The sequence below is a fragment of the Pseudomonas sp. BO3-4 genome (assembly GCF_034044115.1).
GTDB classification, from domain to species: domain Bacteria; phylum Pseudomonadota; class Gammaproteobacteria; order Pseudomonadales; family Pseudomonadaceae; genus Aquipseudomonas; species Aquipseudomonas alloputida.
The window spans coordinates 5,910,546-5,924,260 of record NZ_CP139018.1 but is presented as its reverse complement, the minus strand read 5'-3'; the positions used below and the strand labels follow the sequence as shown (position 1 = coordinate 5,924,260).

The window sequence follows — 13,715 nt, the reverse complement described above, 5'->3', positions numbered from 1 at the left end:
CGGCTTAAGTGATCGTCTTGCGGCTTGCAGCGTGTAGCTTGCAGCTGCTGTAAAGAGGTTTTGAAAAATGGCTGAACGTCTGAACAACGACTTCCAGTTCATCGAAGTGGGCCGAAAGGATCCGAAAAAAAAGCTGTTGCGCCAGCGCAAGAAGGAGTTCGTGGAAATCTACGAACCGTTCAAGCCGCAGCAGTCCGTGGAGCAGGCGCACCGCTGCCTGGGCTGCGGTAACCCGTATTGCGAGTGGAAGTGCCCGGTACACAACTTCATCCCCAACTGGTTGAAGCTGGTCTCCGAAGGCAACATCCTGGCCGCGGCGGAACTGTCGCACCAGACCAACACCCTGCCGGAAGTATGCGGCCGTGTTTGCCCGCAAGACCGCCTGTGCGAGGGTGCCTGCACCCTGAACGACGGTTTCGGCGCGGTGACCATCGGCTCGGTGGAGAAGTACATCACCGACACCGCCTTCGCCATGGGCTGGCGCCCGGACATGTCCAAGGTCAAGCCCACCGGCAAGCGCGTCGCCATCATCGGCGCAGGCCCGGCTGGCCTGGGCTGCGCCGATGTGCTGGTGCGCGCCGGGGTAACCCCGGTGGTGTTCGACAAAAACCCTGAGATCGGTGGCCTGCTGACTTTCGGTATCCCCGAGTTCAAGCTGGAAAAGACCGTGCTCAGCAACCGCCGTGAAGTGTTCACCGGCATGGGCATCGAGTTCCGCCTGAACACCGAGGTGGGCAAGGACGTGACCATGGAACAGCTGCTCGCCGAGTACGACGCGGTGTTCATGGGCATGGGTACCTACACCTACATGAAGGGCGGCTTCCCGGGTGAAGACCTGCCGGGCGTGCATGACGCACTGGACTTCCTGATCGCCAACGTCAACCGCAACCTGGGCTTCGAGAAGTCGCCGGAAGACTTCGTCGACATGCAGGGCAAGAAAGTGGTGGTGCTGGGTGGTGGTGACACCGCGATGGACTGCAACCGTACCTCGATCCGTCAGGGTGCCAAGGCAGTGACCTGTGCTTATCGTCGTGACGAAGCCAACATGCCGGGTTCGCGCAAAGAGGTGAAGAACGCCAAGGAAGAGGGTGTGAAGTTCCTCTACAACCGCCAGCCCATCGCCATTGTGGGTGAGGACAAGGTCGAAGGCGTCAAAGTGGTCGAGACTCGCCTGGGCGAGCCTGATGCCCGTGGGCGCCGCAGCCCTGAGCCAATCCCGGGCTCCGAAGAGATCCTGCCGGCAGACGCCGTGGTAATCGCCTTCGGCTTCCGCCCGAGCCCGGCGCCGTGGTTTGAGCAGCATGGCATTCAGCTGGACAGCCAGGGCCGTGTGGTTGCCCCGGAGAAGGGCAAGTTCAAGCACCAGACCAGCAACCCGAAAGTGTTTGCCGGTGGCGACATGGTGCGTGGTTCGGACCTGGTGGTGACTGCGATCTTCGAAGGGCGTACGGCCGCCGAGGGTATCCTGGACTACCTCGAAGTCTGATTTTCGGCCTGTTCGCGGGCATGCCCGCTCCCACAGGGTTAAGCGTAGAACCCGTGGTAGCGGGCATGCCCGCGAAGCTTTTGTATACAAAAACGCTTGATCTGTGGCATCCAATAGACAAAACACATGGTCATGGCCGTGCCTTTTGCGCTGGTGTCTGAGAAAATGCCCGCACTATTTTTCCGGATGCCGACATGACTGCCCTGAAGAACGATCGTTTCCTGCGTGCACTGCTCAAGCAACCCGTAGACGTCACCCCGGTGTGGATGATGCGCCAGGCCGGCCGCTACCTGCCGGAGTACCGCGCCAGCCGCGCCAAGGCCGGTGACTTCATGAGCCTGTGCATGAACCCGCAGTTCGCCTGCGAGGTCACCCTGCAGCCGCTGGACCGCTACCCGCTGGACGCAGCGATCCTGTTCTCGGACATCCTTACCATTCCCGATGCCATGGGCCTGGGCCTGTACTTCGAAACCGGCGAAGGCCCGCGTTTCAAGAAGGTCATCAGCACCCCCGCTGACATCGAAGCGCTGCCAGTCCCGGACCCACAGAAAGACCTCGGCTACGTGATGGACGCGGTCAGCACCATTCGCCGTGAGCTCAATGGCCGTGTGCCGTTGATCGGCTTCTCCGGCAGCCCGTGGACCCTGGCCACCTACATGGTCGAAGGCGGCTCGTCGAAGGACTTCCGCAAGACCAAGGCCATGGCCTACGACAATCCGCAAGCCCTGCACCTGCTGCTGGACAAGCTGGCCCAGTCGGTCACCAGCTACCTTAACGGTCAGATCCTGGCCGGCGCCCAGGCCGTGCAGATCTTCGACACCTGGGGCGGCAACCTGTCGGCGGCGGCCTACCAGGAGTTCTCCCTGGCCTACATGCGCAAGATCGTCAGCGGCCTGATCCGCGAGCACGAGGGGCGCAAGGTGCCGGTGATCCTGTTCACCAAGAATGGTGGTTTGTGGCTGGAAAGCATCGCCGACGCAGGTGCCGACGCACTGGGCCTGGACTGGACCTGCGAGATCGGCGACGCCCGCCGCCGCGTGGGTGACAAAGTAGCCTTGCAAGGCAACATGGATCCGACCGTGCTGTACGCCAAGCCCGAGGCCATTCGCAAGGAAGTGGCGCGCATCCTGGCCAGTTATGGCCACGGCACTGGCCATGTGTTCAACCTTGGTCATGGCATCACGCCGGAAGTTGATCCGGAACATGCGGGTGCATTCATCAACGCCGTGCACGAACTGTCGGCGCAGTACCACCAGTGACTTGATGCACTGCACAGTAAACCCGGCTTCGATGCCGGGTTTTTTGTACGTTAAGTTTGAATTCAGCGATCGTCGCTAATCTGGTCCCATCGAAACCGAAACAGGACCCGATTATCATGAAAATCCGTTATCTCGCCCTCATCCTCGCCCCCTTGTTCAGCACTGGCGCATTTGCCGCTGGCTACACCGGCCCTGGCGCCCAGTCGGTAACCACGGTTGCCGCCGCCAACGACGCCGCCGATGACACTCCGGTTGTGCTGCAAGGCTTCGTGACCAAGAAGATCAACAACGACGACAAGTACGAGTTCAAGGACAACACCGGCACCATCACTGTCGAGATCGACGATGAGGACCTGCCGCCGACGCCGTTCAACGACAAGACCAAGGTGAAGCTGACCGGTGAGGTGGAAAAGCACCTGATGAGCCGGGAAGTGGATGTGGATATTGTCGAGATCATCAACTGATCTGATGGACTCTTCGTGGTCACGCCCGCTCCCACAGGTTGTGGGTGCAGGCATGCCCGCGAATGCCTCACACCGTTTTGGGTGGTAACTTGCTCAGGTGCAATGCCACCAGCAATGCCACCGCCAGCAAGCTGCCAATGAACAGCCCGATCCCGTTCCAGCCCCACTGGTGCCAGAACACCCCGCCCGCCGTACCGGCCACGCTGGAGCCAGCGTAGTAGCAGAACAGGTACAGCGACGACGCCTGCCCCTTGGCCTTCAGCGCCCGGCGGCCGATCCAGCTGCTGGCCACCGAGTGCGCACCAAAGAAGCCGAAGGTGAACACCAGCATGCCCACGATCACCATCACCAGCGGACTGGCCAATGTCATCAGCAAGCCACCCGCCATTACCACGATACTGGCCCAGAACACCTTGCGCCGGCCCAGTTTGTCCGCCAGCGCGCCGACCTGTGCCGAACTGTAGATACCCGACAGGTAAACCACCGACAGCAAGCCGACCAGCGCCTGGTTCATGTGGTAGGGCTCGGCCAGCAGGCGGTAGCCGATGTAGTTGAACAGGGTGACGAAGGCGCCCATCAGCAAGAAGGCTTCAAGAAACAGCCAGGGCAGGCCTGCATCTTTGAAGTGCATGACAAAACCGTCCAGCAGGCTGCGTGGGTTCATCGTCTGTGCGCGGAAATTGCGTGATTCCGGCAGCACCTTCCAGAACACCAGCGCGGCCACCAGGGCCAGGCCGCCAATGGTCAGCATCGCCGTGTGCCAGCTGACGAAGTCGATCAGTACGCCAGTGATGAGCCGCCCGCTCATGCCGCCAATCGCGTTGCCGCCGATGTACAGGCCCATGGCCAGGCCAATGTGTTGCGGGTGAATCTCTTCGCTCAGGTAGGTCATCGCCACTGCCGCCAGGCCGCTCAGCGACAGGCCGACCAAGGCGCGGGTGGCCAGTACCAGCTCCCAGCTGGGCATCACTGCGCTGGCCAAGGTGGACAGGGCGGCGCAGACCAGCGCGAACACCATCACGGGTTTGCGCCCTATGCGGTCAGAAATGGGGCCGGTGATCAGCAGGCCGAACGCCAGCATGGCGGTGGACACCGACAGTACCAGGCTGCTCTGCGCCGCGTTGATGGAAAACTCGTTGGATAGCAGAGGCATCATTGGCTGTACGCAGTACAGCAAGGCGAAGGTGGCGAAACCGCCGCTGAACAAGGCCAGCACGGTTTTCATGAAAGCGGGTGTGCCTTTTTCGATCCACATTTCGGTCAGGATGGCAGGTTTTGGCTCAAGGAGGAGGGGGGCTACTGCAGTTTTCACGGGCGGGTACCTCTGGCGCAATGAAAAAAGCATATAGCTGGCTAACGATTAGATCCAATATATTGTTCGACCTATTTGAGATGTTTGGCGACTTGTTTGGAGCAGATCATGGAATTGCGTCATCTGCGTTACTTCATTGCTGTGGCCGAAGAGCTGCACTTTGGCCGCGCCGCCCAGCAGCTGGGTATTTCCCAGCCGCCCTTGAGTCAGCAGATCCAGGCTCTGGAGCAGGAGTTGGGGGCCCGGTTGTTCGACCGTACCAATCGTCGTGTCGAACTGAGCGAGGCCGGGCGATTGTTCCTCGAGGAAGCGCGCCAGGTATTGGCGCAGGTGGAGAAGGCCGCGGATGTAGCCCGGCGTGCGCAGTTGGGCGAGCTGGGCGAGATGAAAATCGGTTTCACTTCCTCGGCCCCGTTCACCTCGAAAATCCCCAAGGCCATTCATGCTTTCCGTCAGCGCTTTCCGGCGGTGCACCTGAACCTCAAGGAAATGAGCAGCCGTGATGTTGCCGAAGGGGTATTCGACGAGTCCATCGAGGTGGGGTTGATGCGGCCGATGCCGCTGCCGGAGGGGTTGGTGGCCACCGAGTTGTTCCGAGAACCGTTGGTGGCGGTGATCAATGCTTCGCATCCGCTGGCTGAGGGCACTGAGCAAGGCGTCTACATGGCGGCGTTGGCCCCTGAGCCCTTCGTGTTCTTCCCGCGCAGTTATGGCAGCGGCTTGCATGCACAATTGCTGAGCCTGGCGCGGCATGCGGGTTTCAGCCCCCATTTTGCGCAAGAGGCAGGGGAAGCGATGACCATCATCGGCCTGGTCTCGGCGGGGCTGGGGGTGTCGGTGCTGCCGGCGTCGTTCCAGCGCATGCGTATAGAAGGTGTGGTGTACCGCACCTTGCTCGATGAAGAGGCGATGTCGGCGGTGTGGCTGGTGCAGCGTGAGCGCGGCCATTCGGTCATGGCCAAGGCATTTGCCGAGTTGTTGACAGGGCAGGTGGTCGGTCAGGCGTGATGCCGGTCAAATGGCACTGGTCATTGCCCCACTGCCGCCACATACTCGGGCATTCGTTGATACACGGAGGTCAATCATGCGGCGCGTGGTGTTCAATCAGAAAGGTGGCGTGGGCAAGTCGAGCATTGCCTGCAACCTGGCGGCGGTCAGTGCCAATGAAGGCTACCGGACCTTGTTGATCGACCTGGATGCCCAGGCGAACTCGACCCAATACCTCACCGGCCTGACCGGCGAGGACATCCCCATGGGCATCGCCGACTTCTTCAAGCAAAGCCTTTCCAGCGGGCCGTTCAGCAAGAAGAACAAGGTCGATATCTACGAAACCCCATTCGACAACCTGCATGTGGTCACCGCCACTGCCGAGCTGGCCGACCTGCAGCCAAAGCTGGAGGCAAAACACAAGATCAACAAGCTGCGCAAGTTGCTCGACGAGCTGGACGAGGATTACGAGCGTATTTACATCGATACCCCGCCGGCGCTTAATTTCTATGCGGTTTCTGCGCTGATCGCTGCCGATCGCGTGCTGATCCCCTTCGACTGCGACAGCTTTTCGCGCCAGGCCCTGTATGGCCTGCTGGCCGAGATCGAAGACCTCAAGGAAGACCACAACGAAGACCTGGTGGTCGAAGGCATCGTGGTCAACCAGTTCCAGTCACGTGCCAGCCTGCCACAGCAGATGCTCGACGAACTGCTGGCCGAAGGGTTACCGGTGCTGCCGGTGTACTTGGGCAGCTCAGTGAAAATGCGCGAATCGCACCACGCCAGCCTGCCGCTGATTCACCTGGAGCCGCGGCACAAGCTGACTCTGCAGTTTGTCGAGTTGCATTCGCTGCTTGAGGAGAATGCTTAAACCCCGTGGTTACGCAGCCACTCCAGCAGGGACTGGAGTGGAAACGCCCCGGCCTGGCGGCTGACTTCGCGGCCGTTCTTGAACAGCAGCAGGCTGGGGATCGAGCGTATGCCCAGTTGCCCTGCGAGGTTACGGTTGGCTTCGCTGTCGAGCTTGGCCAGGCGGCAGCGGCCTGCAAGCTTCCGGGCGGCCTCTTCGAAGGTGGGGGCAAATGACTTGCACGGGCCGCACCAGTCGGCCCAGATGTCGACCAGCAGCGGCAGGTCGCCTTTGATCTGGCTGGCATAGCTGGCTTCGGTGAGCTCGAAAGGGGTGCTCAACAGCACGTCCTGTTTGCAGCGACCGCATTTCGGCGCATCGCCCAGGCGCTCGGCGGGCAGGCGGTTGAGGCCGTTGCAGTGGGGGCAGGGGATTACCAGTGGGTCGGTCATTTCATCTCCGGTGTTGGGTTCACGGTTTCCTTGTGGGAGCGGGCGTGCCCGCGAACACCGGCGAAGCCGGTGCAATCCATCACGTTGCCTGCTTCGCGGGCAAGCCCGCTCCCACAGGATTCGGCGCTAATCAGGAAGAGCAGCTGATTTCCAGGTGCTTGCCCCACTCCGGCGGTCGCTCGGCGTAGGCCTGCATCCCGGGCTGTTCCTCGAACGGCCTGGTCAGGACTTGGTGCAGCCGTCGAACTTCACTGTAATCCCCCGCCTCGGCCGCTTCGATGGCTTTCTGCGCCAGGTAGTTGCGCAGCACGTACAGCGGGTTTACCGCATGCATCCGCTCACGGCGGCCTTCGGCATTGCCGGGTTCACGCCCACAGCGGGCCAGGTAGTCTGCGCCCCAGGCATCGAAGCCGGCCAGGTCGATAAAGTCATCGCGCACTGCCTTCAGCGCCTCGGCCACCGGCTGCTCACCCAGTTTGCGGAAGAACAGGCTGTAGTCCACGCCACCGCGTTGCATGCACTGCAGCAGGCGCTCGACCAGCGCCATGTCATCATCTTCGGCGTTGGTCAGCCCCAGGCGCCGGCGCATCAGGTCCAGGTAATGGGCCTGGTACAGCGGCAGGAACAGGCCCAACGCTTCCTTCAGTGGCTCAACTTCGATCACGGTGGTCAGTGCCTGGGCCAGCGCGCTGAGGTTCCAGTGGGCGATGGGCACTTGGTTGGCGTAGCTGTAGCGGCCTCGATCGTCGGAGTGGTTGCAGATGAAGTTGGCGTCGAAGTCATCCAGGAACGCATAGGGGCCAAAATCGAAGGTGATGCCGAGGATCGACATGTTATCGGTGTTCATCACGCCGTGGCAGAAGCCATACGCCTGCCAGCGGGCGATCAGTTCGGCATTGCGCTCGACGATGGTGCGGAACATGGCCAGGTAAGGCTGCTCGGCGTCACGGCATTCGGGATAGTGCTGTTCCAGCACATGGTCGATCAACACGCGCTGCTGCTCGGGCTGCTTGGTGTAGTAGAAGTACTCGAAATGACCGAAACGCACATGGCTCTGCGCCAGGCGCGTCAGCATGGCCGCGCTTTCACGGGTTTCGCGCCACACCGGGGTGCTGGAACCGATCACGCACAGTGCCCGGCTGGTAGCGATGCCCAGAGCGTGCAGGGCTTCGGAGGCGAGGAACTCGCGAATCGACGAGCGCAGCACGGCGCGGCCGTCACCCATGCGGGAGTAGGGTGTCTGGCCGGCGCCCTTGAGGTGCAGGTCCCAGTGTTCGCCTGCGTCGTTGAGCACTTCGGCCAGCAGCAGGCCACGGCCGTCGCCCAGACGTGGGTTGTACGAGCCGAACTGGTGGCCGGAATAAACCATCGCCCGAGGGTCGGCCTCTTCCCACAGTTTGTGGCCGCTGAACAGTTCGGCGAACACCGGCAGCTCGGCCTGGGCGGGGTCGAGGTCGAGCAAGGCCATGGCCGACTCGCTCGCTACCACCAGGCGCGGGTCTGCAATGGGCTCGGGCAGCACCTGGGTGGAGAACGCATCGCCCAGGCGGGCGAAGCGGTTGTCGAAGGTGAGTTGGTCGAGGGCTTTCACGGGACTGCTCCTTGGAATCGGTGCCAATGGGGCCGCTTGGCGGCCTTTCGCGGGTGAACCCGCCCCTACAAAGAACATGCAGCGCCTGAAAGCCGTGCGGTCCCTGTGTAGGAGCGGGTTCACCCGCGAACGAGGGCGAAGCCCTCGCAGCCATTTTGCACACAATAAAGTATTCGAGCCCATTCAGGCCGAAGCAGTGCCATCCGATTTCGGCTGTTCCATCGGAATCAATTGCTGTTTGCCGCCCTTCGCGTCCATCAGGAATACCTCTACCTGGCGTACCGAGATCTTGATGTTGTGGGCCTTGAACTCGCGGTTGATGTAGCGGTTGATCTCGTCCAGCGTCGGGTTGCGGTCGCCCAGGTCACGTACGTGCATGCGCAGTTCGTGGTCCAGCGAGCTTTCGCCGAAGTTGAGGAAGTACACGATCGGTTCCGGGTCCTTGAGCACGCGTGGGTTCTCATGCGCGCCCTTGAGCAGCAGGTCGCGCACCAGGTCGAGGTCTGAGCCATAGTCGATGCCCAGCTTCAGCGTCACCCGGGTGACCGTATCGGTCAGCGACCAGTTGATCAGTTGGCCAGTGATGAAGGTCTTGTTGGGGACGATGATGTCCTTGCGGTCGAAGTCGGTGATGGTGGTGGCACGGATGCGGATCTTGCTTACCGTGCCCGACAGGTTGCCGATGGTGATGGTGTCGCCAATCCGTACCGGGCGCTCGAACAGGATCATGATGCCGGAGATGAAGTTGGCGAAGATTTCCTGCATGCCGAAGCCCAGCCCTACTGACAGCGCGGCCACCAGCCATTGCAGCTTGTCCCAGCTCACCCCCAGGGTCGACAGGGTGCTGACGATGCCGATGCCGACGATGGTGTACGACAACAGCGTGGTGGTGGCGTAGGCACTGCCCTGGGCCAGGTTCAGGCGAGACAGCACCAGTACTTCCAGCAAACCTGGCAAGTTGCCGGCCAGGGCGAAAGTGATGCCGACGATCACCAGCGCGCCGAGCAGGTCGCCGAGGCTGATCGGTACCATGCTGGCGGCGGCGCCGGTGCCGCTGGTGTATTCGTAGAGGACGAAATTGTTGAGGTAGGCGAACACCGAGATCAGGTCGGCCCATACCCAGTACAGGCCGGCGATGAAGCCGCCGAGCAGGGCCAGGCGGATCAGGCGCAGCGACTGCTGGTTGACCTGTTCGATATCCAGCGTTGGCTCTTCGGTGATGACTTCGCCATCCAGCCCTTCCTTGGCTGCCGCACGTTTGGTCAACGCACGCTGGTAGGCCAGGCGTCGTGCAGCCACCGACAGGCCGCGCACGAAGGCAGCCTCGATCACCAGCCAGAACAGCAGCAGGTACAGGGTGTAGATGAGTCGGTCGGTAAGCTTCAGTGCGGTGTAGTAGTAGCCGAAGCACACGGCGACGAACAGGGCGATGGGCAGGGCGGTGAATGCTACTCCCACCGCCCTGCGGAACAGCGAGGTGTCACGGTGCGCCGGGCTGCTGAGCAGCAGGCGGCTGAGCAGCCAGGCCATCAACGCATAGCAGGTCAGCACCACGCCGATGCCCAACACGTCGTCTGCCAATGCCGAAGGCTGGTGCTCGGCCACCGCCACCACGCCGACCAGTGCCAGCACCACGGTGCCCAGGCGGCGAACCCAGCCGCGCAGGAACTCGACCTGTGGTTTGTGCCAGCGGAAGTGGACTTCCGCCACGCCACCGGGTGCGAGGATACGGTAGGCGGTGTAGAACACCAGCCAGGCCTGGGCCAGCTGCCAGAGTGCGGCGCCCAGGTTGGCATTCTGCCCGCGGGCGTCGATCTGCAGGGCGTAGCTGCACAGCGCCAGACCAAGGCTGACCGGCATCGCCAGCAGAATGTTGATTAGGATTGCCTGGGGCGTGTGCCATTGGCTGTCACGGCGGAAGTGGCCGATATCCTGGTGCACTTTGCCTAACCGTTGGTAAAGGTATTTGCGCCGCCACAACAGCGCGCCGATCACCAACAGCAGCGGCAGGAACAGCAACGGGCGCTGGCTCAGGCCATCGGCCAGCTCTTTCAGGCTGGAGCCCCACGGCAGGTTGGCGACCTGGTCGGCCAGGCGCTCCGGCACGTATTGCAGCCAGTCCCAGTCCAGCGGCTTGTTGCTGGGGATCCAGAACATTTGCTCGTCGAGGGTGGTGCGCAGGCTCTGCGCGGTGCCCAGTAGCTGCTTCTGGTTGAGCTGCAGGGTGATCGATTCGTTGAGCAGCGCCGACAGCTCGCGGTTCAGCCGCTCCAACAGGTCGCTGCGGGTGATGGCCACTTCCAGCAGGGCCTTGCGCAGCTGCGGGGTCACATCTTCCTGCGGTTGCGCCGCCAGCAGCTTGTCGACGTAGGTGACCGGGCTGCTCATCTGCTCGCGCTGCTGGTTGACTTCGAACTGGTACAGGCGGGTGTCGGCGATCTGGTCGGCCAGGTCGCGGTCGACCTTCAGGTGCGGCAGGGTCTGCTTCTGCTTGTAGAGAATCTTCGACAGCAGCAGGCTTCCCTTGAGCACGTTGATCTGCTCGTCAAGCGCCTGGTCGGCCTGGGTCAGGCTGTCGAGTTGCTGCTTGGTGCGCAGGTTCTGCTGGGTCAGTTCGTTAAGGCGGTCGGTGCTCTTGAGCAGGTAGTCGGAAAGCTTGAGGTTGATCGCGCTTTCAGTGGCCAGCAGGCTGCTGCCACCGGCCTTCTGAGCCTCGATCGACTGCTGGGTGACGGCTTCCTGGGACTGGGCCAGGCGTTTGGCGTTGATCAGCGTCTGCAGGTCCTGGATTTCCTGCTCCAGGCGCGCAGCGCGCTCGACCAGCAGGTCGTGACGCGCATTGCCGAGGTCTTGCAGCAGGCTGTTGCCGGCCAGTTCCTGGCGGCGCAGCAGGGTCAGCGCGTTGAGCGAGGCCAACTCGGCGTTGAGCTGGTTGCGCTGGTCGGCATTGATGGCTTTGCCACCGTCCTTGCCGGTTTTGAGGATGTTGTTGATCTGCTGGGTGCGGGTCTGGCTGCTGCTGATCTCGGCCTGGGCGCGCTCGGGGCGGGTTTGCGAGTTGATGATCAGGCTGTTGGCTTCAGACAACGCCTTTTGCAGCTCGCCCTGCAGCGTGTTGCGTTCGCTGAGCATCTGTTCAAGCTGTGGCACGGTGAGGTTGGCGTAGCGCTGTGCCACCGGTTGTGCCTTGGTTTCCTTGAGCCTGGCCAACTCCTTCTGGCTGTCGCTGGTCTCCTTGGGGGCGCTGCTCAGCTGCTGCTTGAGTGCAGCCAGTTTCTTTTCGTTGTCTTCCTTGGCAGCAAGCAGGCTCAACGTTTGTTCGAGCACCTGCTGCAGCGCCTTCTGGTCTGCCTCGGGCAGCTTGCGCTCGGCGATCTTGTCGAGGCTGTTCTGGATACTGGCGGTGGTCGGGGCTTCTGCCGCGCTAGCCGCAAAAGAAAGGGACAGGCACAACCCGAGCAGGGCTGTGCGAAGGTACACGCGCAGGGACATAGGCAGACTACTTGTGGATCCGGCTGAAACGAAGTTTAGAGGAACAATCCTGGTCCGGGTCGCGTTCCTTCGGGGAATCTGACGCCTACTTTCTGGATCTTGTTCCCGTCCATGGTTGCCACGGTCCAGATCGTGCCATGCCATTCGACCTGGTCCCCTACTACTGGAGCGCCTCCGACCTTCTGTCGGATGAACTGCGCCAACGGCATTTTCGCGTCGAGGCCATCGAGCTTCAGGCCATACAAGGCTGCCACCGCACCCAGTTCGGCATCGCCTTCGAGCACGAAGTCGCCGAAGAAACGCAGATCCAGGCCACGCTGTGGCGCCTGGCTGAACAACTTGCCGAGGGCCGGCAGGTTGTGTTCGTGGCCGATCACGCAGAGCATGTCGCCAACCTCCAGCACCGTGCTGCCCGACGGGTGCAGCAGTTGCTCACCACGGAACAGCGCGGCAATCCGTGTGCCTTCGGGCATTTTCAGCTCGCGCAGGGCGGCACCGATGCACCACTTTTCGGCGCCCAGGCGGTAGACGAACATTTCCCACTCGCTGGTGATGTGCACCTCAAGGGCGGAGCGGGAGATTGGCGCCGGGTCTGGCGGAACCGTCACTTTCAGCAGCTTGGCCACCCACGGCAGGCTGGTGCCTTGCACCAGCAACGATACCAGCACGATGAAGAAGGCCAGGTTGAAGAACAGCTGGGCGTCTGGCAGGCCCGCCATCAGGGGGAACACCGCCAGAATGATCGGTACCGCGCCGCGCAGGCCGACCCACGAAATGAAGCCCTTTTCGCGGCCATGGAAAGCCTTGAACGGCAGCAGGGCCGCGACCACCGACAGTGGCCGCGCCACCAGGATCATCCACAGCGCCAGGCCCAGTGCCGGCAGGGCGATGGGCAGTAGGTCGTGCGGCGTGACCAGCAACCCCAGCACCAGGAACATGCCGATCTGCGCCAGCCAGGCCATGCCGTCGAGCATGTGCAGGATGCCGTGGCGGCTGCGGATAGGCTTGTTGCCCAGCACCAGGCCGCACAGGTAAACGGCGAGGAAGCCGCTACCATGCAGGGCGTTGGTCAGCGAGAACACCACCAGGCCACCGGCCACTACCAGAATGGGGTAAAGGCCGCCGGCCAGGTTGATGCGGTTGACCAGTTGCAGCATCAGCCAGCCACCGCCCAAGCCCAGCAGCCCGCCGATACCGAACTCACGCAACAAGTGGCCCAGCAGGCCCCAGTGCAGCCCGGTCTGGCCGCTGGCAATCATGTCGATCAAGGTGACAGTGAGGAACACCGCCATCGGGTCGTTGCTGCCCGACTCGATCTCGAGGGTAGCCGTAACCCGCTCGTTCAGGCCTTTGCCGCCGAGCAGCGAGAACACTGCAGCGGCGTCGGTGGAGCCGACGATCGCACCGATCAGCAAGCCCTGAATCAGGCTCAGGTTGAACAGCCAGGCGGCAACCAGGCCGGTGAGGGCGGTGGTGATCATCACCCCGACCGTGGCCAGCGACAGCGCCGGCCACAGCGCCACGCGGAAGCTTGCCACCCGCGTACGCAGGCCACCGTCAAGCAGGATGACGGCCAGTGCCAGGTTGCCCACCAGGTAGGCGGTTGGGTAATTGTTGAAGATGATGCCGCCACCATCGACACCGGCGACCATGCCGACGGCGAGGATGATGACCAGAATAGGGATGCCCAGGCGCGACGACAGCGAGCTGACCAGGATACTTGCACCCACCAGCAATGCGCCGATCAGGAACAGGCTGTTGATGGTGCTTGCATCCAAAGGCAGGTACTCCGAGACAGCGGGGAAGGGACGTGGTAGCGCAT

General features: G+C 62.2%; 10 protein-coding genes. 5 read left to right on the top strand and 5 right to left on the bottom strand.

Features of this window, described 5'->3' with window-relative positions; all coding sequences use genetic code 11:
• The first annotated feature begins 67 nt into the window (after window positions 1-67).
• The 3 genes from REH59_RS27035 (at window position 68) to REH59_RS27025 (ending at window position 3,209) form a co-directional block, all read left to right on the top strand.
• The gene (locus REH59_RS27035) at window positions 68-1,486 is read left to right on the top strand and encodes an FAD-dependent oxidoreductase (protein WP_003249156.1); all 1,419 of its coding nucleotides are present in this window, start codon (window positions 68-70) and stop codon (window positions 1,484-1,486) included.
• Window positions 1,487-1,680: 194 nt separating this feature from the next.
• Entirely contained in the window at window positions 1,681-2,745 is a 1,065-nt protein-coding gene (gene hemE / locus REH59_RS27030; RefSeq protein WP_014859121.1) for a uroporphyrinogen decarboxylase, read from the top strand.
• Window positions 2,746-2,861: 116 nt separating this feature from the next.
• The gene (locus REH59_RS27025) at window positions 2,862-3,209 is read left to right on the top strand and encodes a YgiW/YdeI family stress tolerance OB fold protein (RefSeq protein WP_014859120.1); all 348 of its coding nucleotides are present in this window, start codon (window positions 2,862-2,864) and stop codon (window positions 3,207-3,209) included.
• A 67-nt stretch (window positions 3,210-3,276) separates the two neighbouring features.
• Here REH59_RS27025 and REH59_RS27020 read toward each other — a convergent pair whose 3' ends face one another.
• Entirely contained in the window at window positions 3,277-4,464 is a 1,188-nt protein-coding gene (locus REH59_RS27020) for an MFS transporter (RefSeq protein WP_227743112.1), read from the bottom strand.
• Window positions 4,465-4,629: 165 nt separating this feature from the next.
• On the opposite strand from REH59_RS27020, the gene REH59_RS27015 reads away from it, so the two are divergent.
• Window positions 4,630-5,529, top strand: a complete 900-nt coding sequence (locus REH59_RS27015) for a LysR family transcriptional regulator (RefSeq protein ID WP_003249165.1) — start codon at window positions 4,630-4,632, stop codon at window positions 5,527-5,529.
• Between the two features lie 76 nt (window positions 5,530-5,605).
• Window positions 5,606-6,379 (top strand): ParA family protein, encoded by a 774-nt coding sequence (locus tag REH59_RS27010; RefSeq protein WP_003249168.1) that lies wholly within the window; start codon window positions 5,606-5,608, stop codon window positions 6,377-6,379.
• Here REH59_RS27010 and trxC read toward each other — a convergent pair.
• The 4 genes from trxC to REH59_RS26990 form a co-directional block, all read right to left on the bottom strand.
• A complete protein-coding gene (gene trxC / locus REH59_RS27005) occupies window positions 6,376-6,810 on the bottom strand; it encodes a thioredoxin TrxC (RefSeq protein WP_003249170.1) in 435 nt (144 codons plus the stop codon). The two genes, REH59_RS27010 and trxC, sit on opposite strands and share 4 nt — an antisense overlap.
• A 130-nt stretch (window positions 6,811-6,940) precedes the next feature.
• Entirely contained in the window at window positions 6,941-8,401 is a 1,461-nt protein-coding gene (gene selO / locus REH59_RS27000; protein ID WP_014859118.1) for a protein adenylyltransferase SelO, read from the bottom strand.
• A 183-nt stretch (window positions 8,402-8,584) separates the two neighbouring features.
• A complete protein-coding gene (gene mscK / locus REH59_RS26995; protein ID WP_014859117.1) occupies window positions 8,585-11,893 on the bottom strand; it encodes a mechanosensitive channel MscK in 3,309 nt (1,102 codons plus the stop codon).
• Between the two features lie 35 nt (window positions 11,894-11,928).
• The gene (locus REH59_RS26990) at window positions 11,929-13,671 is read right to left on the bottom strand and encodes a potassium/proton antiporter (protein ID WP_014859116.1); all 1,743 of its coding nucleotides are present in this window, start codon (window positions 13,669-13,671) and stop codon (window positions 11,929-11,931) included.
• Window positions 13,672-13,715: the final 44 nt, after the last annotated feature.